At 53.5% G+C, this 22,491-nt stretch carries 21 protein-coding genes; 1 reads left to right on the plus strand and 20 read right to left on the minus strand.

Annotation, left to right across the window (positions count from 1 at the left end; all coding sequences use genetic code 11):
* The 9 genes from NST07_RS28065 to NST07_RS28105 form a co-directional block, all read right to left on the minus strand.
* On the minus strand, positions 1-828 hold the full coding sequence (locus NST07_RS28065; RefSeq protein WP_342480593.1) for a MurR/RpiR family transcriptional regulator: 828 nt from the start codon (positions 826-828) through the stop codon (positions 1-3).
* Positions 806-1,507: an N-acetylmannosamine-6-phosphate 2-epimerase gene (locus NST07_RS28070; RefSeq protein ID WP_342481981.1), complete on the minus strand. Its 702-nt coding sequence runs from the start codon at positions 1,505-1,507 to the stop codon at positions 806-808. The genes NST07_RS28065 and NST07_RS28070 overlap by 23 nt, the downstream gene beginning before the upstream one ends.
* A gap of 33 nt (positions 1,508-1,540) precedes the next feature.
* Complete coding sequence (locus tag NST07_RS28075; protein ID WP_341095913.1) at positions 1,541-3,088, minus strand: DUF4127 family protein; 1,548 nt, start codon at positions 3,086-3,088, stop codon at positions 1,541-1,543.
* Positions 3,089-3,151: 63 nt separating this feature from the next.
* Positions 3,152-4,000 (minus strand): carbohydrate ABC transporter permease, encoded by an 849-nt coding sequence (locus NST07_RS28080; protein ID WP_341095915.1) that lies wholly within the window; start codon positions 3,998-4,000, stop codon positions 3,152-3,154.
* A complete protein-coding gene (locus tag NST07_RS28085) occupies positions 3,997-4,878 on the minus strand; it encodes a sugar ABC transporter permease (protein ID WP_341095916.1) in 882 nt (293 codons plus the stop codon). Before NST07_RS28085 ends, NST07_RS28080 begins: the two co-directional genes overlap by 4 nt.
* A 73-nt stretch (positions 4,879-4,951) precedes the next feature.
* Positions 4,952-6,280: a sugar ABC transporter substrate-binding protein gene (locus tag NST07_RS28090; RefSeq protein WP_342480594.1), complete on the minus strand. Its 1,329-nt coding sequence runs from the start codon at positions 6,278-6,280 to the stop codon at positions 4,952-4,954.
* A 337-nt stretch (positions 6,281-6,617) separates the two neighbouring features.
* Positions 6,618-7,250 carry an XTP/dITP diphosphatase gene (locus NST07_RS28095; protein WP_342480595.1) on the minus strand — a complete coding sequence of 211 codons (633 nt, stop codon included), beginning with the start codon at positions 7,248-7,250 and terminating at the stop codon, positions 6,618-6,620.
* Position 7,251: 1 nt separating this feature from the next.
* Positions 7,252-8,010 (minus strand): ribonuclease PH, encoded by a 759-nt coding sequence (gene rph / locus NST07_RS28100; protein WP_341095921.1) that lies wholly within the window; start codon positions 8,008-8,010, stop codon positions 7,252-7,254.
* A gap of 187 nt (positions 8,011-8,197) precedes the next feature.
* Positions 8,198-9,322, minus strand: a complete 1,125-nt coding sequence (locus NST07_RS28105) for a GerMN domain-containing protein (RefSeq protein WP_341095923.1) — start codon at positions 9,320-9,322, stop codon at positions 8,198-8,200.
* Between the two features lie 270 nt (positions 9,323-9,592).
* On the opposite strand from NST07_RS28105, the gene NST07_RS28110 reads away from it, so the two are divergent.
* Positions 9,593-10,192: a phosphatidylglycerophosphatase A gene (locus NST07_RS28110; RefSeq protein WP_341095926.1), complete on the plus strand. Its 600-nt coding sequence runs from the start codon at positions 9,593-9,595 to the stop codon at positions 10,190-10,192.
* A 217-nt stretch (positions 10,193-10,409) separates the two neighbouring features.
* Here the strand turns inward: NST07_RS28110 and NST07_RS28115 are convergent, their stop codons facing one another.
* From NST07_RS28115 to nifE, 11 genes are all read right to left on the minus strand, one after another.
* On the minus strand, positions 10,410-11,414 hold the full coding sequence (locus tag NST07_RS28115; protein WP_342480596.1) for an MBL fold metallo-hydrolase: 1,005 nt from the start codon (positions 11,412-11,414) through the stop codon (positions 10,410-10,412).
* Positions 11,415-11,456: 42 nt separating this feature from the next.
* Positions 11,457-12,191 (minus strand): class I SAM-dependent methyltransferase, encoded by a 735-nt coding sequence (locus NST07_RS28120; RefSeq protein ID WP_342480597.1) that lies wholly within the window; start codon positions 12,189-12,191, stop codon positions 11,457-11,459.
* A gap of 140 nt (positions 12,192-12,331) precedes the next feature.
* Positions 12,332-14,023 carry an alpha-glucosidase gene (locus tag NST07_RS28125; protein WP_342481982.1) on the minus strand — a complete coding sequence of 564 codons (1,692 nt, stop codon included), beginning with the start codon at positions 14,021-14,023 and terminating at the stop codon, positions 12,332-12,334.
* Positions 14,024-14,278: 255 nt separating this feature from the next.
* Positions 14,279-15,487 carry a collagen-like protein gene (locus tag NST07_RS28130; protein ID WP_341379684.1) on the minus strand — a complete coding sequence of 403 codons (1,209 nt, stop codon included), beginning with the start codon at positions 15,485-15,487 and terminating at the stop codon, positions 14,279-14,281.
* A gap of 468 nt (positions 15,488-15,955) precedes the next feature.
* Entirely contained in the window at positions 15,956-16,729 is a 774-nt protein-coding gene (locus NST07_RS28135) for a Cof-type HAD-IIB family hydrolase (RefSeq protein ID WP_341380417.1), read from the minus strand.
* A 209-nt stretch (positions 16,730-16,938) separates the two neighbouring features.
* The gene (locus tag NST07_RS28140; RefSeq protein ID WP_341095936.1) at positions 16,939-18,081 is read right to left on the minus strand and encodes a homocysteine methyltransferase; all 1,143 of its coding nucleotides are present in this window, start codon (positions 18,079-18,081) and stop codon (positions 16,939-16,941) included.
* Positions 18,078-18,830, minus strand: a complete 753-nt coding sequence (locus tag NST07_RS28145) for a HesA/MoeB/ThiF family protein (protein ID WP_341379686.1) — start codon at positions 18,828-18,830, stop codon at positions 18,078-18,080. The genes NST07_RS28140 and NST07_RS28145 overlap by 4 nt, the downstream gene beginning before the upstream one ends.
* 36 nt (positions 18,831-18,866) lie before the next feature.
* A complete protein-coding gene (locus tag NST07_RS28150) occupies positions 18,867-19,433 on the minus strand; it encodes a DUF269 domain-containing protein (protein WP_341095939.1) in 567 nt (188 codons plus the stop codon).
* Entirely contained in the window at positions 19,417-19,821 is a 405-nt protein-coding gene (gene nifX / locus NST07_RS28155; RefSeq protein WP_341095942.1) for a nitrogen fixation protein NifX, read from the minus strand. The genes NST07_RS28150 and nifX overlap by 17 nt, the downstream gene beginning before the upstream one ends.
* On the minus strand, positions 19,796-21,124 hold the full coding sequence (gene nifN, locus NST07_RS28160) for a nitrogenase iron-molybdenum cofactor biosynthesis protein NifN (RefSeq protein WP_341379689.1): 1,329 nt from the start codon (positions 21,122-21,124) through the stop codon (positions 19,796-19,798). The genes nifX and nifN overlap by 26 nt, the downstream gene beginning before the upstream one ends.
* On the minus strand, positions 21,114-22,478 hold the full coding sequence (gene nifE / locus NST07_RS28165; protein WP_341095947.1) for a nitrogenase iron-molybdenum cofactor biosynthesis protein NifE: 1,365 nt from the start codon (positions 22,476-22,478) through the stop codon (positions 21,114-21,116). Before nifE ends, nifN begins: the two co-directional genes overlap by 11 nt.
* Between the last annotated feature and the right edge of the window lie 13 nt (positions 22,479-22,491).

Raw genomic sequence — 22,491 nt, forward strand, 5'->3', positions numbered from 1 at the left:
TCAATAAATACGGTCAATGACAGCTCTTGCCGTTCGTTCCTTCATGTTCTTTGTCTCATCTGTATGCCTGCGTTCCAGTCCCTCACAGATCAGATCGATAATGAATAGCTGAGAGATCTTCGCACCGATGGACCCGCCTTCCAGAGGCGACTCTTTACCGGCAGTGAGAAGAACGATATCAGCAATAGACGCGATGGGGGACTTGGCGTAGTTGGTCATGGCAATGATCTTCGCCCCGTTCTGCTTCGCCTTCATTAACATATCATTGGTATCCAGAGTGCTTCCGGAAACGCTGATGCCGAAGGCGATATCCCCTTTGCCCATCGTTACTGCCATCATCGACTGGATGTGGCTGTCCGCTATAGCCTCAACCCGTCTGCCGATACGCAGAAAGCGATTTTTGGCATCCAGTGCGGTAATCGCCGATGAGCCTACCCCAAAAAACTGCACATGGCGCGCCGCATCAATTTGATTAACGGATTCTTCAAGCTGTCCACGGTCCAGCATGCTCAGGCTGGATTGGAGGACATCAACCATAGATTCATAAAGATGCGTCGGATAATCCCCGTCTCTGCCTTCACGGCCAGACAAGGCTTGCTGCTTTGGCAGCCCTTGGGCAAGCATAAGCTTGAAGTCCTGGTAACCCTTAAATCCGATTTTGCGGCAGAAGCGCATGACCGTGGTTTCACCGGTGCCGGCAAAATCCGCAAGCTCCGTAACCGAAAAATAGATGAGATTATCCGGATGCTCAAGCACACAACGGGCTACCTTCTGTTCTGATTTGGTCATGGAAGGATAATACGTATTAATCCGATCCGTCATTTCCATCGTTAACAGCCACCTTTCTAATTGCTGCCATAAATCGCCCGGTGATCAGCTGGGGTCTTGTAATGGCTGAACCCACAACTACGGCATAAGCTCCAAGCTCCAGGGCCTGCTGCACCTGGGCGGGTTCATTCATTCTGCCTTCCGCAATAACCGGGATGGACAAACAATCAACTGCGCTTTGCAGCAGTTCAAAGTTAGGCCCTTCCTGCTGCAGGGAATACGGCGTGTAGCCCGAGAGTGTGGTCGAGACGCAGGTGACCCCCAGGGCTTCTGCATGGAGAGCCTCCTCAAGAATCGAAATGTCGGCCATCGAAGCCGTGCCGCTCCGGTGCAGAAAAGCGACGATTTGCTCCAAGGTGCTGTCTTCCGGCCTCTTCTGCCTTGTTGCATCAAAGGCGATCATATCGGCCCCGGCCTCCAGCAGTTCGTCAATTTCTTTTAGTGTTGGTGTGATATATACTTCCGAACCCGGATAATCCCTCTTGATAATACCGATAACCGGTAGCGAGACGGCGCTTTTGATCGCCCGGATGTCTGCGGAGCCGTTTGCCCGGATGCCTACAGCCCCTCCTTCCTCAGCAGCAGCTGCCATGCGTGCCATGATTTCAGCACCATGCAGCGGTTCACCCGGAAGCGCCTGACAGGATACAATTAGTCCATGACGTAGCTTCTGCAATATCGTATTCAGGGTCCCCACCCTCTCTCTAGTAGTCTATTGTTTCTTGGATTCCCCGGCTGGCACAAATCGAACGGAGAGCCCTACCTCAAACATCCGGTTCCAAGGCATGTAGCAGTCTGTAATCTCTACCTTTCCCCCGGGACCATCGATTCTTGACGCCAACTCCTGGCCCAGCCGCTGTTCAACCAGAGCCGAGACCTTTCCCCGCTGCCCGTCGAGCAGATATTTGCCGCAGCCCAGCTCCTGGATTGGACCCTCGCTAAGCTCCCCGCGGACGACTGAGCAATAGCATACATCCTCCGCATACCGGAGACCAAGGAAGTCCAAATGCTCTTTTGTGCGCCCGTAATGCAGATAGATCATAGCCTGTGAAATGACCGTCCCCAGCGTGTTGGAGCTTGTATTCCAGGCGGCATAACCTGCGAGTTCAAACAGCATTCCCTTTTCCCGCAGCATTTTGACCAGCTTCTGGTCACCGCCATTGGCATAGCCAACATCGGCAACGGCAACGGGCTTGCCTTTCTGTTTCATTATATAATTGCCGTATTCCACAAGCTCCATCAGGTTCCGGTACACATCATAGCTGAAAAAAGACTGGTGCTGCGATATCGCTTCCATCATGGTCTCTCCCGGCGTATTCAGCAGCAGCACAAGATCCGCCTCTTGGGCACTGGAAACAATCAGGCCCCCAGCGGCGGTAATCTGGTACTTCAGCGTCTCATAGAAAAAGCGGTCTTCGAACAACGGGGTGACGAATGCTCCCTGCACCGAAGACAGCCTCGGATAAATGAGCGGCACTGTTCCTGTAGTTTTATTAATCATCCGTGCCAGCAGCGTGCAGCCCACCTCGTCTGCACCGGGGTACATATAGGCTCTAAGCTCCAAATCAAGCTCCGTAATCCGCGCGCGGACCTTCTGCTGATCTTTGGCTGTATGCCCGAAGGGTGCCGAGTCATCCTGCGGGAAAATCAGGAACTCGATAATACCTTCCTTCACCAGCTCCAGCACCAGTTTATTCGCTTCAATATTAATGCTGCGCCGTGCGAGGTAATCATCCAGTATTTTCTGCGGAAGCCGGGCCTCAATCTCCGCAAGCTCCTGCAGTTCCTCTCCTGATGCGTTGCCGAGCTCCTTGCGGTGGCCAATAAAACCTTTACGGAAAATTTCCCGGCCCCAATCGGCATAATAATCCGGTTCTTCATCGGACAGGGAATACTGCGGGCAACGCATAATAAGCTGAAAGGCATAAATGACCAGCTTCGGGTGCAGCCGTTTGAGATCCCGCAGCTTATCAAGCCTTGCGGCAAGCTCCTCCAGCTGCAAGCTATGCAGTCTGGAGGGGATAATCCCTCCGTACAGCAATGTATCTAAAGCGACCACAGCACCATCCGCCTGGGAGCAGGCCTCTTCAAACCATCTCCATAATCCGTCCGCATCTCCGGGGCGCTTCTTCAGTCCCATCAGCTGCATCGGGGGACGCTGCACCTCAAAATCTGTTCCCCTAGCCAACAGAGAAGGGAACTCGTAATTGCAGGGCCGCTCATCCAGCGGCACAAATGCGATTGTGTATGAATTCGCCATTCTTACCCGCCATCCTTTCTATCTGATCATTGATTCCCTTGCAGGGTCAGCCGGTATCCGTTCTTAGCCTTTGATCGCACCTGCGATACCTTCCATATAATATTTCTGGGTAAATAGAAAGACGACAATAATAGGAATGACCGATATCATCGTCCCTGCGGCAATCCAGCCGAAGTTATACGAAAACTGGCCGTTCAGGTACGTAAGCGCGGCAGCCAGCGGATATTTCTCCGGATCATCCAGGATGACAATAGGCCACAGGAAGTTATTCCAGAACGCCATGACTTCCAGCAGCACAATGACGGCAATCCCCGGTTTGACCAGCGGCAGAACGAGCTGCCAGAAGATGCGGAGCTCTGAAGCGCCGTCCATTTTCCCTGAATCCCTAATATCCGACGGTATGCCCAGAAAGGTCTGGCGCATCAGAAAAATATTGAATACCGACACAGCAGCTGGAAGCACAACCCCCAGATAGGAATTGCCTAAGTGAAAAGCCTGAATGGTCAGATAATGCACAATCATTGCCGTGGAGGAGGGAATAATCATGGTTGCGATCAACAGGGTGAAGACGAAATTCCGGCCTTTGAAATGAAAGACTGCCAGCGGATACGCCGTCGTACTGGCCAGCAGAACATTAAACACCACCCCAAGCACAGCAATAATGACCGTATTCGTAATATAGCGCGGAAAGGACATGAACTGCCAGACCTGCACGTAGTTATCAAAGTCAATGAACGTCGGCAGAATGGCCGGCGGGCTGGAGAACACATTTCTGCCGGGCATCAGTGACACACTGAGCAGCCAGAGGAAAGGACCCATCATGAACAGGGCCAGCAAAATTAGCAGAAGGTAAATGACGGAATAACGGACTCCATTTTTCAGCTGTTTGAATGATCTGCTCGTTGTGTTCAATATGAATTCACCCCGCCTTTCCGGTTAAAGCGGAACACCAGAATGCTAAGCGCCCCTATAATAACGCTGACTATCAGACCAAGCGCGGATGCATATCCGAAGTTGAACTGCTCCAGTCCCTTTTGAAAAATATACACGCTGGAGGTCAGCGTCGAGGTTCCCGGCCCGCCTTTGGTCAGAATGTATACCTCATCGAATACCCGGACCGCCCCCATAATCGAGATCAGCGTACAGAACAGGATATGAGGTCTCAGCAAAGGAATCGTCACATTCAAAACGAGCCTCAGGGGACCCGCCCCATCCACTCTGGCCGCTTCATACAAATCTGAGGGAATACCCTGAAGACCTGCCAGATACAGCATCATGTAATAACCGAGACCCTTCCACATGGTGATGAACATCAGGACATACAATGCTGTGCTGCTGCTTGACAGCCACGAGACCTGCCCGTCGATGATTCCAGCTTGGATCAGCAGATAGTTAACCACACCATTGTTTCCCAGCAGCCAGCTCCAGATGAGCGCAACTGCAACCATCGAAGTCACAACCGGAATATAATAAGCCGCCCTGAACATCTTCACACCCGGAAGACGGCTGTTTACGAGAATAGCCATCAGAATGGAGATGACCTGAATAACCGGAACAATAAGGACATACACCAGCGAATTCCATAACGAGACGGTAAAATTGTGATCCTGAAAGGCTCTGGTGAAATTCTCAAAGCCTACATAACGAGTTTCGGCAATGACCGAATAATCGGTTAATGCAAGCGGAATTCCGTAAAGGATCGGCCAAAATGTAAAAATGGCGAGAAACACAAGGCCCGGCGTCATAAACGCCCAAGCGCTGAAAGATTCCGAACGTACCCATCTCTTCATTCGATATTCCTCCCTCCCTCTGTACTGCAGCATATAAAGGGGAGGACAGCGCCTCCCCGCATCGCTAAGCGGTTTACGAACCCTGTTTAATGATTCCGTTCACTTCTTTTTCCACTGCATCCAGCGTTTTTTTGATATCTGCCCCGTTGAGCAATATTTCCTGCAGTCCGCGGGCAAGCGCGGAGTTGATATCGGAGGCGCTTGGAACACCGACCATATAATCGGTAGCCTTATCCAAACTTTGCGATGAGACAACCTTGGCTTCCGCTTCAAGCGTGCCGTCAGATTGGGTGAAGAATGGATCCGAAATGGAAGCTTTGGATGATGGCAACGTATTAGCAACCTTGGAGAAGGCGGTCTGATTGTCCGCATTGGTCACGAAAGCCGCAAATTCAACAGCCTGCTGCGGATTCTTCGACTTTTGCGGCACAACCAGATCCATGGTATTAGAGAGCCGGAGGTTGGCTTTGCCTGTAGGCAGTTGAACCGCAATCGTGTTCGCATAGACTTCCGGCGCCGAGGTTTTGATAAAGTTGATAAAGGTCGGGCCCGACAACTGGAAGGCTACCTGTTCACCGGAGAAATACTGGATTTGCTTTGTGAAATCCGCATCTTCCTTCAGGACCACGCCTTCTTTCATTAGATCGCGCATTTGTGAGATCATGGCCTCAGCTTCCGGCGTATTGAAGGCTGCGGCTGTCTTGTCTTCATTCAGAATGGAGATTCCATCGATCGGAAACAGCTTGGATACGAGCTGCTGCGCATATCCGGCGGCTCCGGTCTTTTGATGAACCTGACGGGCCCATTCAATCAGCTCATCCCGGGTTTGCGGCGGATTGGACGGATCCAGACCGGCTTTTTCCACAAGCTTTTTATTCATGAACAGAACTTCAGTGCCTGTATACCACGGAAGCGCATAGGCCTTGCCGTCAAACACGGTAGAGTTGTAGATCCCTTCAAAATAAGAACCTGCTTCTTCCGCTGTAAGATGATCCGCAAGATTCAGCAAAGCACCTTTGCTTCCCAGCTGGCTCGCGAATTCTGTGTTCAGATTAACTACATCGGGGCTTTTGCCGCTGGCTGTGCTCGTCAGCAGCCGTTGTGAGATGGCATCGTAAGGATAGTCTTTCCATTCAATCGTTACACCGGGGTGACTTTCCTCGTATTTCGCAATCAGATCATTGAAATAATCATTGAAGGTGGGCTGAAGGGCAATCGTCCAAAATTCCAATGTGACAGGCTCCGATTTGGGAGTATCGGTCTGTTCAGCAGAAGGTTCTGCCCCATTCGCAGATGTGGTTGGAGCAGGAGCATTCCCATTCCCTCCACAGCCGGCCAGCAGCATAGACAGCGCCATCACGACTAGCAGTGACAGAATAAAGCCTGATCTGTTTGTTCTCACACAAAATCCCCCTTGATAGTGGTATAAGACGAGAGCCTCAATCATGTTACCTTTTCTCACTCAGCCCTCTCTTTATTAGGAGTATAGCAGATAAAAGAGAAATAATGAAGTATTTTTTCATAAAAATAAATAAAAAAGAAATAATCTTTCTTTTTGGTGTAAACGGTTTCAAATATAGATATATCAGGGTAATAATAAACCAACCTGTCTGCAAAATTCGCAGACAGGTTGGTTTCACTTAACGTATAGGAGAAATTTATTCTTGCGACATTTTTCACCGCATGTCAATTTACCTGCCGCAATGTTTCGAATCAGCAATAATTTGTCCTGCTGGCTCTTACTGGCGGGAAGCCGTAAGCTTCTCGGTCAGCAGCCGCAGCGCCATCCCCCGGTGGCTGATCTGCTGTTTCTCTTCCAGCGTCAGCTCTGCCATTGTTTTCTCAAATTCCGGCAGATAAAAGAGCGGATCATAGCCGAACCCCCCGCCCCCGGCAGGCTCAGAGGTAATCCAGCCCTCTACCCTGCCTTCAGCGGTAAGCTCTTGTCCATTTGCAGGATCGTACAGCGACAACGCGCAGACGAACCGGGCCGTGCTGAGCAGCGGCTGGCCGGTATCCTCCCCCTGCTTCAGTTCTTCCAGCTCGTTCAGCAGCTTAAGGTTATTCTCACCGTCCTCTGCGCCTTCACCCGCATAACGTGCCGAGTAGACCCCCGGCCTGCCGTCAATGGCATCCACACAAAGACCGGAATCATCCGCCAGAACGGGCAGTCCCAAGGCATCGCCTACGGCTTTTGCCTTTTTCAGCGCATTTTCGGCAAAAGTAACCCCGTCTTCCACTACATCAGGCAGAGCGGGATAATCGAACATACTTTTGACCTCCAGCCTAAGCGGGGCAAAAGCATGCTGGAATTCGCGCACCTTGCCTTTATTTTTCGTCGCAACAATCAGAATTCCGCTGGCGGTCTTCATACTACACCTCTTGGCCTGGCAGGCCGGACGGTATTTTGAGGGCGATGGGGCCAAGCACTTCTTTTTGCACAGCGATCAGCTCGTAAATCCCCTTCTCGCCCAGGCCCAGCAGCTGGTCCAGCTCCTGGCGGGTGAACGGCCGCTCTTCCCCGGTGCCCTGCACCTCCACAAATGCGCCTCCGCCCGTCATAACCACATTCATATCGACCTTGGCTTTGGAATCCTCTTCATAGTTCAAATCCAGCAGCGTTTTGTCGCCAACCACACCGACGCTGATTGCCGCCAGATAGTCCGTAATCGGGAATACGCTCAGCTTGTGCTGGAGCGCAATTTTGTTGATCGCAAAGGCCATGGCTACAAAAGCACCCGTAATCGAAGCCGTCCGTGTGCCTCCGTCCGCTTGAATGACATCGCAGTCCAGCGTAATGCTGCGCTCGCCGAGCGCCTGCAAATTAACAACAGAACGCAGCGCCCGGCCAATCAGACGCTGAATTTCCATCGTCCGCCCGGTAAGCTTGCCGCGCGCCGCTTCACGCTGGTTGCGTGTCTGCGTGGCCCGTGGAAGCATGGAATATTCGGCGGTCACCCATCCCTTACCCTGTCCTTTAAGAAATGGCGGGACCTTCTCGTCCACTGTTGCCGTACAGATAACTTTGGTGTCCCCCATCTCAATGATTACGGAACCCTCCGCATATTTATTCGTTTGGGTTGTTATTGTCAGCGGCCGGAGCCCGTCGTCGTTACGTCCGTTTGATCTCATGTTTTCTGCCTCCTGCATCTTTGGGTAGCTAAAGTTTGTGTGCTTCCTGCCGGAAATCACTTCAAATCGTTGATTTCCGCAGAAACGGATAACACCCCGGTTAAGGACGTTATCCGTTTCTGCTTGGCAAACTTTATTCTACCAAAGAGTAGACACAAAAGCATCTTTTCAGCCAGCCGGACGCATTTTATAACGGCAGCTCGTTCACATATTCCGGAGCGGAAACCGGCTTGCCGTAATCAACATTATTGCTTCCGGTGACGGTCTCCTTGCCGTTCAGGCGAATCTGGACGGGAGCATCCTCGGCATTTTGCGCGACTGTCAGCACTACGGATTCCAGAAATTCATTAGGAACATTTTTGCTGTCCGCAAACATATCGTCGGTCAAAGAGACTGTAACCACACCATTCTGCCCCGCTTTCACCGAGTCGAGCACGGTTTCCTGGGTCATTACCATCTCCAGGCCGTTTCCGGATTCCGGTCCGGCAATCAGTTCGTTCAAGGCTGCTTTCAGCGGCTCTTCTCCGGCGGGTACAAACCGGGTCACGGGCACATAATACTGATGAACGCCATCAGGGGTTGCAGCGGAAAAATAAACCGTAACTGCGCTGGAATTCATCAGCGGTGTTCCATGCTTCGGCAGATTAATGCCCATGCTGCGTGTCAGCGCGCGGTCCAGCGGGATGCCGAGCAGCGGCATTTCCGTCAATTTCTTGCCTTCAACCCAGAGCTGCACGCCCTTAATGCCCTCCTGGCCGGTTAATGTCCAGGTAATTGCTTCGAGAATTTTGCGCTCCTCCAGCGGATCGTAGTCGTTAAAGGTTGAGTTGAACTCTACAACGGCCAGCTTATCTTTATCCACGGATACACTCTTTACTTCCGTACCGGCAGGAAGCACACCCTGAAAACCTTCCGGCAAAGACGAGGCGTAGGCTCCCTTGCTGACCAGTGCCGTGAGCGAATCCTTCAGCATGGCAGAGCTCTCGCCTTTCGGCAGGCTAAGCGATACAGGGGCAAGCAATCCGTTGCCATCTTCGAGAAAGACGGTTGTCCGCTCCCCGGTCTCTGCCGGTGCGGCTGCTTCGGCATCCTTATCAGCTACAGCTTCTTTTTCTTCCGCGGCAACCGGTGCGAATACCCCGGAATCCAGCTCGGTGGTTCCGCTGACCTCCAGCATTTGCGCCTCCACTTCTCCCGGCGGCGGATCAACCGCTGCCGACTCTGAGCCAAACAGACCGCAGCCGGACAGTGCAAGTGGAACCGTCAGCAGACAAACCGCCGAAAGATTGCGGATTTGCTTCATATGTTTCATCAATAATTACCCCTTTCAAGGTTAATACCAGATTGTACTGCTATGTATACGAGCCCTCTGTCCAAAAAATAACAACAGCTTATCCTAAATTATTGGCCGGAAAGTAATTGTCAGGGAAATCACTATACTTCCACTTCACAGAAATGGTGCACCTGCTGGACATTGACTGCCAGAATCTGTACAATCTCACTACCTTCAGATTTTTACGAAGGACAGAAAAAGAAATGATAAGAGGCAATAAAACTACTACTTACTATGAGGTGACAGATGATGGCTGATGCAAAAATCCCTTACAGTCTCAACAGCAAGGCCGTTGCGGAAGCAACTAAAGTCTGGATGCAAAAACGCGGAGTGACCGTTACGGAAATAGCGGAGCTGGTCATGCTCCTGCAAAAAAACTATTATCCGAATCTGACGATGGAGGAATGCGTCCATAACGTTGAGATGGTACTGAGCAAACGTGAAGTGCAGAATGCGGTGCTGACCGGCATCCAGCTGGATGTACTGGCAGAGGAAGGCAAGCTGCTTACCCCGCTGCAGGACATGATTGAGAACGATGAAGGATTGTACGGCGTCGATGAAATCCTCGCTTTTTCCATCGTGAATGTGTACGGAAGCATCGGCTTCACCAATTATGGTTACGTAGATAAACTGAAGCCCGGCGTGCTCGAACGGCTCAATGACAAAACGACCGGAGAAATCCATACGTTCTTGGATGACATCGTAGGTGCTGTAGCCGCTGCTGCCAGCAGCCGTATCGCCCACCGGAAACAAGCCGAACGCGAACAGGAGCTTGGCCTGCCCCATGCACCCGAGGATGTTGAAGAAGCCGCCAAGAAACCAGCGGCTGGCAGCGATTTGCCGGAGTAAGGATCAGGGATTAATTCAAGATCCCTTGGGAACAGCAGCAACTATAATAAGCCATGCCACAGTGCAGCGGAAATATCCCGCTCACTCTGTGTCATGGCTTTATGTATTGTTCTCTATTTGCTTTATAGCGCTATCGCTTGCTTATTCCCCGTCAGCCCCGCCCTCTTCACTCCGCGAGCGCGGCAATATCCTGCCGCCGCTTGAGCTTGAAGCAACTCTACGGGTTCAGAGCAGCGAACAACGTGCTGCCACCCGTTCCGGGAGCGGGCTCTATCACTATAGCACGCTCCCGGCGCACCAGCTCGGCGAGATGCGCCAGCGTCTCGCCCATGGCAAAGCGCAGCTGATGCGCGCTGGTTACACGGCTGCGGAACATAGCCTCGCAGACGGCGAATCCGCTCAGCGGGCCGTCCGCCAGCAGGGCGGCTGTGGCATCCAGCCGCTCCTCGTGATGGCGGAGCAGGCTGTCAAGCCGCTCCGCAAAGCCGGTGAACGGTTCCCGGTGCCCCGGGAACGCCATCGCCACCGGGTAGCTGTGCAGCGCGCGCAGCCCCTCCATGAACGTCAGCAGCGGCTGCGGATCACTGCCGGGCTGCAGGCTGACATTGGGCGAGATTTGCGGCAGCACAGCATCGCCGCAGAGCATAAGCCCGCTGCCGCCGTGATAAAACGACACATGTCCCGGCGCATGCCCGCCGGTAACCAGCGGCTGCCACTCACGGTCCCCCATCGGAAAAGGGGTGGCAGCATTTATATAAGTAACCTCCGGCTGCGGGGTTACCTCGGGAAGGAAGCCCTCCAGATGCTCCCTGATCCCCTGAATCAAAGGCTCCGGCATCCCATGCCGGAGGAACTGGAGCGGCAGCGTCTCGTTCAGAGTGGCCTCCGCTCCCCAGGTCATCCGGGCTTCCGCATGAGCCCGTTCCGATATCCACACCTTGCTGCCGCAGCGGGCTTGCATCCAGCCGGCCAGTCCGTAATGGTCAGGATGATGGTGTGTGACGACAACACTGCGCACCTTGTCCCAAGAGAAACCCAGCTCCTGCATAACCTCCTGCCAAGCCAGCTCCGCCTCAAGCGTATGCGGGCCGGGGTCGATCACCGTAAGGTTGCCGTCCCGGTCTGGCAATAGATAGCTGTTCACCTGGCGCAGCGGCGGGGCCATCGGCACCGAAATCTGGATAATGCCGCTGTCCCTTATCTTGATTTCCGGCTTTCGCATGGAATCTCCGCCGCCTCCTCTAAGTCTTCTTCCCGAAACCATCTAAGTCCGGGTCCCCCGGAAGATCATTCGGGTTGAGCTTTCTGCATCATAGTCGCTTTCATCGTAGCAGCCATGCACAGCTTCGAGGCGCAGTTCTGCGGCTGCGATCATCTTGCTGAACTGTTCCAGCGAATAGAGCTTTACCCGTTCATGGTAGCGGCGGGGCGTCTGATCTGTTTTGGAGGTAAGAATGATGTCTTTCATCACATAACCGTTTTCGATCCGGCGTGACTCATCTATGAGATTGTCTACATCCTCACGAACGGAATGTGGTACAAGATGGCGGATCACATAAGCAGGGTTAAGGAAATCTATAATAAACTTGCCGCCCGGCTTAAGCATCCGGTGAATTTCCCGCAGCACCTTCACCTGTTCCTCATCCTCCTCAAAATAACCGAAGGAAGTAAACAGGTTAACCACTGCGTCAAAACCGCCATCCAGCGGCAGCTTCCGCATATCGGAGCGTATCCAGGTCACCGATCCGGCCCCCTTCTGGGAACGCGCCTCCCTCAGCAACGCCTCGGATAAATCTACACCGGTAACCTCGTACCCGGCCTCTGAGAGTGCCAGCGAATGACGCCCCATCCCGCAGCAGAGATCCAGCACTTTGGCGCCATGGGGAAGCGCAAGCCAGTCGATCATCTTTTCCACTTCGCGGCGTGCCCCTCCGAAGTCCCTGTGTCTGTAGACAATTAAATAGTCTTCTCCAAAGCTCTCTTCATACCACTCACTCATGATTTCTCTCCTCCCTCAGCACCTGCAAAAACCTCTCTATTTATGCTAATGTACCGCCATTGTAACCCCTTTTGCCGGCAAACTCAAAAAAGAGTCGCCATTTCGCCATACTTCCCGCGCCATGGCAACTCTCTGCTATTTCAACGTTGACGCTGCAGATATACCCTTGCCTCATAAGGACGAAGCTTCAGGTTTCTTAGATCTTCCTCTTTGGAAGGGGCATAATTGGAGATCAGCAGCTCCAGCTTCTCCGGCTGGAATTCACCCGGAAGCTCGAACACCGGCTCCTGGCCATAAAAATTCAAAATCACCAGCAGCCGCTGCTCCTCCAGCGTACGGGTATAGGCATAAATCTCCGGATGCTCCTCCAGCAACAGTCCATATTCACCATAAACGATCACCTGATGACTTTTCCGCAGCTCAATCAGCTTTTTATAGTAGTTAAAAATCGAATCAGGATCTTTGACTGCACTAGCCGCATTAATCTCCTTGAAATTGGAGTTCACTCTGATCCAAGGCACACCGGTTGTGAAGCCCCCTTCTTCTCCATCATCCCATTGCATCGGTGTGCGGGCGTTGTCCCGGCTTTTTTTGTGTATGGCGGCCATAATGTCGGCTTCGGCTAAGCCGTGTGAACGCTTTTCCTCATAATAATTGAGCGTTTCCACATCCCGGTATTCGTCGATTGATTCAAAAGCCACATTCGTCATGCCGATTTCTTCGCCCTGATAAATGTAAGGCGTACCCTCCAGCATATGAATAAAGGTGGCCAGCATTTTGGCCGAAGGAACACGGTAGAAGAGATCGTCGCCAAACCTCGATACCGAACGCGGCTGGTCATGATTGCATAAATAATTGGCGTTCCAGCCCCTGTCATGCAGGACGGTCTGCCAGTTGCTGATGATTTTTTTGAGCTCCGTCAGGTGCCAGGGAACCACATCCCATTTGCCTCCCCCAGGTGAGGCGGCATCCAGATTCATATGTTCAAACTGAAAGGTCATGTTCAGCTCCCGGCGTCCATCGCCGACATAATCCAGCGCCTGCTCCGGCCCAAGGCCCGAGGTTTCGCCAACCGTCATAATATCGTAGAAGTACAGCACCCGATCATACAGATTCTGCAGCAGTGTGTGCACATGCGACAGGTTAGAGAACATATCATAGGCGCGAACCGTCGGCGTTCCGCCCGGATTATGCGCATCAGGGTAACCCTCCGCCTTCACGATGTGGGCGATCGCGTCAAACCGGAACCCGTCGACCCCTTTTTTCAGCCACCACTGCACCATTTCATGCAGCTTGTCGATTACCACGGGATTTTCCCAGTTCAGATCCGGCTGATATTTGGAATACAGATGGAGATAATACTCGTCCGTCACCGGGTCCAGCTCCCAGACCGTACCGCTGAAATACGATTCCCAGTTGTTTGGCGGACCGCCGTTTTTGCCTTTTCTCCATATATAAAAATCCCGTTTGGGATTATCCTTCGAGCTTCGCGATTCAATAAACCACGGATGCTGATGGGAGGTATGATTCAGCACCAGATCCATCATCAGCTTCATGCCGCGCGAATGCATCTCACTGAGCAGCCGGTCAAAATCATCCATCGTCCCGAATTCCTTCATAATATCGCAGTAATCACTAATATCATAGCCATTGTCATGGTTTGGTGATTTATAGATCGGACACACCCAGATGACATCGACACCCAGATTCTGCAGGTAATCGAGCTTGGAAATAATCCCGCGCAGATCGCCTATGCCGTCACCGTTGCTGTCCATAAAACTGATCGGATAAATCTGGTACACGACGCTTTCTTTCCACCATTTAGGGTTCACTCCGGTTCCCTCCGCTTCCTTCAATTCCTGTAGTTTAAGATCCTGATCTCCGGCGAAACCGGCGCGGCTTCGTCCGGACATATTAATATATCTTAACCACACTGGAGGAAGACGATAACAACTTCCACTGTAAAACGCAGGCTCTGTCCGCAAACCTCTACTGTTATGTGAATTAAAAAAGGTGAAAAGCTCCTTCCGGAAGTCTTCCCACCCTTTTATCGAACTGTATCGTCCGGATATACGGTTTATGAAATCCTAACTCAATTGCTTAATCACAATAGATGCATTCACGTTGGCTTGCGTGCCTCCAGCCAACGTCTGCAGCGTGACTGCTGCGGAGGAGCTGTGATTTCTCAGGGTTAATACATCGCCGGAAGAAAGGGCGAATATGGCCTGCCCCGTGTTCTGCTGCGTGCCCGCACCTGAGCCGTACACAGTACCCGGAACGAGCGCGCCGTTTACGAATAAGGCAAATTGATTTGGTTCTACACCTGATACTGAAAAATTAACTTCATAAATACCTGCATTCGCAACCGAGATTGTAGTCGTTCCCGGAGCATGTGTTATTCCAGGTGTAAGGAACCCGTTGGTATCAAAAGAAACATCCGCCTCGATCGGCACAACCTGCGCTCCGAGGTTATATACATACCCAAACTGGGCTATACCGCCTGCGGCACCCGTTGCACCCGTTGCTCCTGCTGGGCCCGCTGCGCCGGCCGCTCCTGTCGCTCCGGTGGCACCCGCTGGTCCAGCAGGTCCTGCGGGTCCGGCCACTCCGGCGGGTCCCACTGCGCCTGCGGCTCCCGTTGGACCTACAGGTCCCGGGGCTCCGCCTGGCCCTACGGGTCCGGGCGCTCCTGCGGGTCCGCCTGGTCCTACAGGTCCGGGTGGTCCTGCTACTCCGGCAGCACCTACGGGACCCGTTGGCCCTGCCGGTCCTGCCGGTCCTGCGGGTCCCGGGAGGCCTACCAACCCGGCTGCTCCCGCCGGGCCAAGGGCACCGGCGGCCCCCAAGGCTCCTGCCGCTCCAGCGGCTCCCAAGGCTCCCGCTACTCCGGCAGCACCAAGCGCTCCTGTCGCGCCAACTGCACCTAAAGCGCCGGCGGCTCCAGCGGCGCCCAAGGCTCCTGCTACTCCGGCAGCACCGAGTGCTCCTGTCGCGCCAACTGCACCTAAAGCGCCAGCAGCTCCGGCGGCGCCCAAAAGTCCGGCGGCTCCGGCAGCGCCTAATGCTCCAGTCGCTCCCGCTGCCCCAAGTGCTCCGGCGGCTCCAGCGGCTGCGAGCGCTCCAGCGGCGCCTACAGCACCGAGTGCTCCAGCCACACCTGTCGCTCCCACTGCCCCTGCTGCGCCGGCGGCGCCGAGTGCTCCCGCAGCTCCGGCAGCACCTGCTGCACCCAGTGCTTCTACAGCTCCTGCCGCTCCCAATGCTCCAGCGGCTCCAGCGGCACCTAATGCCCCCAAGGGAATATTAACGCGAACGATTTGCTTTTTGACGATGATTTCCTTACAGTGGCATTTTCGGTGTACTGCACATTTTGTTTTTCGATGTTTTTTTCTTGGCAAGGGGCAAGCCATATCCGGTTTCTTGCATCCCCGCTCCTTACTCCTATGCTCAGAGCGACCCATCTTCAACACCTCCAATAGACTTTATGTATACTACTCCATTCACCTATTGAAGGGCATAGACATCCGTCTCGTAGGCAATTATATATTTTTGCGTTTACTAGGTATTTGTACTAGATGGACAAACCGATTTCACCTATACAGACGGAAAATAAGTTTTTAGCCTTGTTACCTCCGTCTTCAGCTAATAGAATTGAACGCTCGGCGACAGCAAAAAAGGACTATTCTATTGCAGATTCCGCAATGAAAGTCCTTTAGTTTCAAACGAGATCTGTATTATTCCTTCTACCCGCAAAATTCCCTAACCTACAGCAAACCAACCATCTTTAATCCTTCATAAATTCCGTTCTCACTGACATGCTTGGTGACATAAGGAGCCACGGCCTTAACCTCATCCTCCGCATTGCCCATCGCGATGCCATGACCGACAAATTGCAGCATCTCTACATCGTTGAGGCCATCGCCAAAAGCATAAATATCTTCCTTCTTCACTCCGAGATGCTTCATCATTTGGGCAATGCCGTTAGCCTTCGAGCCGTTGCCCGGCAGAACATCCATACAGAGCGGATGCCAACGGATAAATTTGAAGCCGGGGTAGGCTTCCGCGTACATCTCCTGGCTCTCCTTCGGGCAAAAGATCAGCGCCTGATAAATTTCATTCAGCAGAAAATACTCCGCATCATGCGTCGGAAAGGCCAAATTCAACGATCCTAAGCTTGTCTGAATATACTCATGCTCCGCAACATTCACCTTCATGTCAAGGGCATCAATATAGGCTACCGGGTGATCCTGCTTCTCGGCGAACAGCGTAAGCTCCTTCAAGGCAGCCGTATCCAGCGGATTGCGGTAAATCACTTCCCCCTCAAAAACAACATATTGCCCGTTAAGCGAAACATACGAATGGATCCCCAGCTCTTCCCGCAGATCCTCAAACATGTAGGAGGCCCTCCCTGTCGCGATGGCCACATGATGGCCCAGCCGCTTAAGCTCAGCGATGGCTTTCTTTGTGGAAGCAGGCACCTGCTTCTCCTCATCATAAATCGTACCGTCAATATCAAAAAAAATCGTCTTTGTAGTCATGGCTCTCCATTCTTCTTGCTTTCTCTATGAATCCATCCTGCTCAGATTGTAGTTGCTTACAGTAAGCTATGCAAGTTTTCAACAATAAACGCAGCTTTTTTCACGGCACAGAGCGTTCTGAACAAGAATACTCGCCAAAAAAAGCAAGCAGTGTTCCGCCTCCACCAAGGAAGCGGAATGCTGCTTGCTTCATTACTTGCTCCAGGTGCTCAAACCGCATTCTGGGCCCGCTGCTGTTCCTCCATCAGCCATTGCACCAGCAAATACTCCGGAACAGTGTCTTTTCTGGCTTCCGCGTATACGCGGACCCGTTCCAGCAAACGCCCCGCCGTGTCGGCGTTCACCTCAAGTCCTCTCTGTTCCAGCACATGGACTACACCATTGCTTCCAGAATGTTTGCCCAGCACGAAGCGGTGCGTCCGCCCCACCTCAGCAGGATCAAAGGTCTGATACGTACTTTTCTCCTTCATCAGCCCGTCCACATGGATTCCTGACTCATGCGTAAATGCCAGCTGCCCCACAATCGGCTTCGCATCGCCGACACTGCGACCGGAGGCGGCAATAACCTTATCCGCCAAACCCTTGAGCAGATCCATCCGTACACCGCTCTCCCCGCCGTACAAATGCCGCCAGGCCATGGCGACTTCCTCCATGGCCGCGTTGCCCGTACGTTCGCCAATGCCGGCTACGGTGGTGCTGGCCCAAACCGCACCTGCAGCAATGCCGCTAAGTGTGTTGGCGCATGCCAGCCCGAAGTCATTGTGGCAGTGCACTTCCAGCTCCACATCTGCGGGAACCGCCCCCAGCAGCGTGCTTACCCGCTCCGTCATCTGCCCGGGATAATGGGCAGATACCGTATCCGCATAACGGAACCAGCGGATTCCTTCTTTATACAGGCTGTTCACCAATTCAACCAGGAATTCCATATTCGCTCTGGAGGAGTCCTCCATCCCTACCGACACCGTCATCCCCAGCCTGAGCCCATGCTCCGCCGCACGAAGCAGCTTGTTCAGCCCTTCAGCCGGCGTCAGCCCAAGCTTGCCCTGAAGCTGAATCTCTGAGACCGGAATGGACACATGGCTCCAGTTCACTCCGGTACTGCGCGCCTTGTCGATATCGCCAAGGACCGAGCGGTTCCAGGTCATAAGCTTCATGGGAAGCCCCAGTTCGGCGATTGCCGCAATATCCTCCTGCTCCCGCTTGCCCATGGCAGGAATACCTACCTCCGCTTGCTCTACTCCGCACTCCGACAGCAACTTTGCGATTTCCAGCTTTTCCGCCCTCGTGAATGAAACTCCAGCCGCCTGTTCACCATCCCTAAGTGTCGTGTCACATAGCTTGAGACTTTTCACGGTTTACCTCCTTCTCCGCAGCAAGCGCAATTCGGATTACGGGTAAGCCCAACGCTGTAACAGGCGAAGTCGAGTGAGCTGAAGCGATGCATTACGCCCGCATAAGTTGTCCCTACCCTTGTAATCCATTTTACGGCTTCCAGTGCTGCCAAACAACCCGCAATTCCGGACGTAGCTCCCAAAACTGGAAACCCGAACGGTTCCCACTGCGGCTGCAGATCTGGATATAGGCATTCCAGGCAAGGCGTTTCCCCGGGAACAACAGTGGTAAGCGAAATTTCAAAGCCGTACATCGCAGCTTCCACCATAGGCGTCCCGGTATCCACACAAATGCGGTTCAACGCATATCTCTCCGGAAAATCATAGCGGGCGTCAATCACAATATCGGCGCTCTCTACCCAGGGTTTGGCAATTTCATATTCAATTTTGGAATTATGCCCTTCGATCTCCACATGCGGATTCAGCCGCTTCAGCTGCGCTTTCGCTGTGCTTATCCGTTCCATGCCCAGGTGATCGCTGTCCATAAGAATCTGCCGGTTGAGATCCGGTGCAAGGATGATTCCCTCATGGGCCAAAATAAGCTTGCCGACGCCAGCCGCTGCCAAATACAGTGCGGCCGTTCCTCCAAGTCCGCCGATTCCGGCCACCATAACCGTCGCTTCCTTCAGCGCCTGCTGTCCGCTTTCTCCAAGCAGCTTCAGCTGCCGGGCATACCGTTCCAGCTCCAAACCTCCGGCAAGCTGCTCCATCCCTGTCTCCCCCTGTGACTGATATTCATTTACTGGCTAGCCCTCCAGGCTAAGCAAACCGTGCAGGGCCGTAATTTCCTTATATTTATGCAAATAAGCCAGCCCTTCCTCCACACACTCCACCCCGTAGCGGATCAGCTTCTCTTCCGCCGTGAACGGAAAGGGGAACCCGGCCCGCAGGCTTTTGAGAACGAGGATCACGCGGCCGGTGTACAGCAGCCCGCGCCCGAAGCCTTCTCCATTAATCTCGGCGGTGCTCTGTACGATAACGCCGCTTTTTTCTTCCACCACACCGGCGATAGCCTGAAAGACGAGCGGCACCTGATGCCGCACTTCCGGAGATACAGCACAGTTGAATTCCGACTTGCTTTTATCCTCGGCGGAGGCCAGAAACTGCTTGGCGATCTTTGCCTGCGGCGTAAAGGAAGCGTATTTGCCAAAGAAGTCTTCCGTATCCAGCAGATGGCATAAACGCCGGACAAAAGCATCCGCCGTATCCGGATCCAGCGGCTTGCGGCTGGAGCGGCTGCGGCGTTGTACTGCCGCGCCTTCTTGAGCCGCTTCTCCCGACAGACTAATGTTCGACTTAGCCATGGGTTCCATCTAATCCCTCCCCTTCGCCTTCTTCTTCCGCCCGCAGCACCTTAGCCAGCCACATGGGCGGTTTGCCCTGAAGCATTTCCACCAGCCGTTTCACCTGCTCATCAATCGGACTGCCAAAGGGTACCTTCACCGGCATAATCTTGCGGCGGGTGACCCTCGCCGCTGCGGAGGCCCCGATCTGCATAATGAAGATCAGGGTACAATCACCTATCGCCTCCAGGCGGCTGTCGATCCTGCCCGCTTCATCTTCATTGAGCAAAGCGGGGAGCTTGCGCAGCTCCAAGAGCTCTCCGCCATTTTTGGCCACATTGTAAACAGCGAACATTGGGCTTTGCCCGAAATGGGCATTTACACGGTTTCCGTCATCTGTGGCGAACGCTACCTTCACGGCGCTCAGCCTCCCTTCGCATCAACAAATTCCCGGCTTTATTACTCCATTCCATAGCGCCCCTGTAGCCGGCCGAAACGGACATATACGCCCCAAGCTCGCTCCAGACCGGAAACCCAGCCGCCAGAAATGCAGCTTCAATACGTTCTGCTCCTGCGATCCCATGCGAATTGCTGATCCATAAATCCGCGTCTTTTCCGAGCACCTCGGCATCATCCAGATCACCTACCCATACCTCCCGCTCCATACCTGCAACAACCGGAGTTTCATAGGATGCAATCAGCGCCTTTTGTTCCATACCCAGTTCCTCAAGCCAGCTTGAGACGGAATACAGATGATCCGGCTCCAGTGCGGCCACCACCGACATTCCGGCAAATTGGAAATGCGCATCCAGCATACTGTCAAGCAGGTTCTCCCGCTGCCAGCAATAACGGAGCGGCACCGGCTCGCCGCTGATCTGATGCAGGAAATGCAGCAGATCATCTGTTGCCTTGAGCCCCATGGCTCCATTAAATACCTTGTAGGGTGTGCCCAGTGCATTGTGCAGCCTTCTGGCCGGACGTTCCATGCTGGCTCCGACGGCAATCGTCAGGCCGGACTGCAGGCTCTGCAGCATGGAATCCAGCGGCACACCGCCTCGGGTCAGCGCGGAAAACCCGGTCAGGAGATGACCGGACAGCGAGGTGGATATATCCGGTACAGCAATGACGTCAAATCCGAAGGAGGAGATCATTTCCTTCAGCTCCATCACATCTGCAGGTGTCAGAAAGGAACCCGGAAGCAGCGTAATCTGGCGGGTATTCACATTCCTCGAACCCCGGTGTCCAACCTGCTGGATCATCTCGTCGATCATCGCCTCCACTGTAGTGCTGAACCCGGACTCCAATGAGCCCCGAAAGTCGGGCAGCACGACGGAGAACGCCAGCCCGCCGCGCATATTGCGTTCCCGCTTATACATCTTGAGCAGGCTTTGGTAGTCCACTCCGGCCACATCGGTCAATTCCGTTCCCACAATGCCGATAATATCGGGCCGGTGCTTACTCAGCACAAGATTGAGCGCCTCCTCCAAATTGCGGTTAGCATCGAAAATAACATCCATTTCCTGCAGCGCCGAGGTCTGTACGGCGATTGGCTCGCGGAAATGCCGGGTAAGCAGTGCTTTGGGAAAAGCGGAACAGCCTTGGGAGCCGTGGATCAGCGGCATGGCGCGGTAGCAGCCTTGAAGGGCCAGAACAGCCCCCAGCGATTGGCCAATCTTGATCGGATTGACCGAGGCGGGCTTTTTTCTCCGGTTAACGGTCATAGGGCGGAGCCTCCTTATCCCAGGGAGCAGGACTGGACGCCAGCTTCCAGATTGGATTCGCCAGGGAATATGTCAGCTCCTTGGCCAGCCGCAGCAGCCCCTCATACCCGGCGTAAGCCTTGTGCCTCTCCTGGTTGATATCAATAAAAGGAATTTGCTCTTTCATCGCCACATACATATTGCGCCCGCCGGCGATCATGATATCAGCTTTACGTTCCCGTACAGTTTTGAGAATCCGGCCCGCACCGCCTTCCGGAATATATTCGGTGTCATCGCCCACCCGGTCGGCAATACGCCGCACATCATCCTCTGTGCTTTTGTTCGTGCCGACTCCAACCACCTGAACACCCAGTTCTTTAAGTGCGGAAATCACGGACCAGCTTTTAACGCCGCCGGTGTACAGCACCGCCTTTTTTCCTTTCAGCAGCTTGCGGTACGGACGCAAATCCATAGCCAGCCGGCTTTCTTCACGCTCGGTCAACCGGTCAACCCGGCGCTCCATTTCACGGTCATTCATCAGATACGCCATTTGGCGCAGGGAATACGTCGTTTCCTTGGCCCCGTAGAAAGAGCCCTCAAAATAAGGGATGCCATATCTCGACTCCATCTCTTTGGCAAGACCGAGCAGCGCGCGGCTGCAGACCACCATATTCACCTTGGCACGGTGCGCCCAGGTAATCTCCTTATATCTGGCATCTCCTGTAATACGCGAGGTTACGGCGATTCCGGCACTGTTCATCAGCTTCTCGATATCCCACATTTCACCGGCAATATTATATTCACCGATCAAATTGACGCCGAGCGGAGTGTCCGGCTCCGGTTCCCCTGTTCCGATCACATACTGAAGCAGAGCATCACCTGCCAGCCGGTTGCCCAGATTCTTGCTGCCGACAAAACCCGGGCTGTTCACGGGAATAACAGGGATATGCAGCCGTTCTCCTGCCTCCTTGCATACAGCATCCATATCTTCGCCGATCAGAGCCGTCACACAGGTTGAATATACAAATATTGCCGGAGGCGCAAAGCGCCCGGCAATATAGTCGATACTTTCCTTCAGTTTCTTTTCCCCGCCAAAAATAATATCGGAATCATTAAGATCCGTAGCAAAGCCATACTGGGACAGAGAAGGCCCGCTGGACAACGCCCCTCTGCTCTCCCAGCTGTTCCCGGCACAGGCAATCGGACCATGGACAAGATGCGCGGCATCCATAATCGGCAGCAATGTGATTTGGGCTCCGTCGAAGGAGCAGCCTCCGGCCGCTTCACCCGGTTTGGGCCGCGGACAAGGCTTCGATTTGGGGGAGAGGCTCCCGCAAGCCTCGGAATCAAATTCGTCTTTTCGCACAGGGTCCATCGGCTCTTCATCT

Source organism: Paenibacillus sp. FSL L8-0340 (genome assembly GCF_038593145.1).
Lineage (GTDB): Bacteria > Bacillota > Bacilli > Paenibacillales > Paenibacillaceae > Paenibacillus_AQ.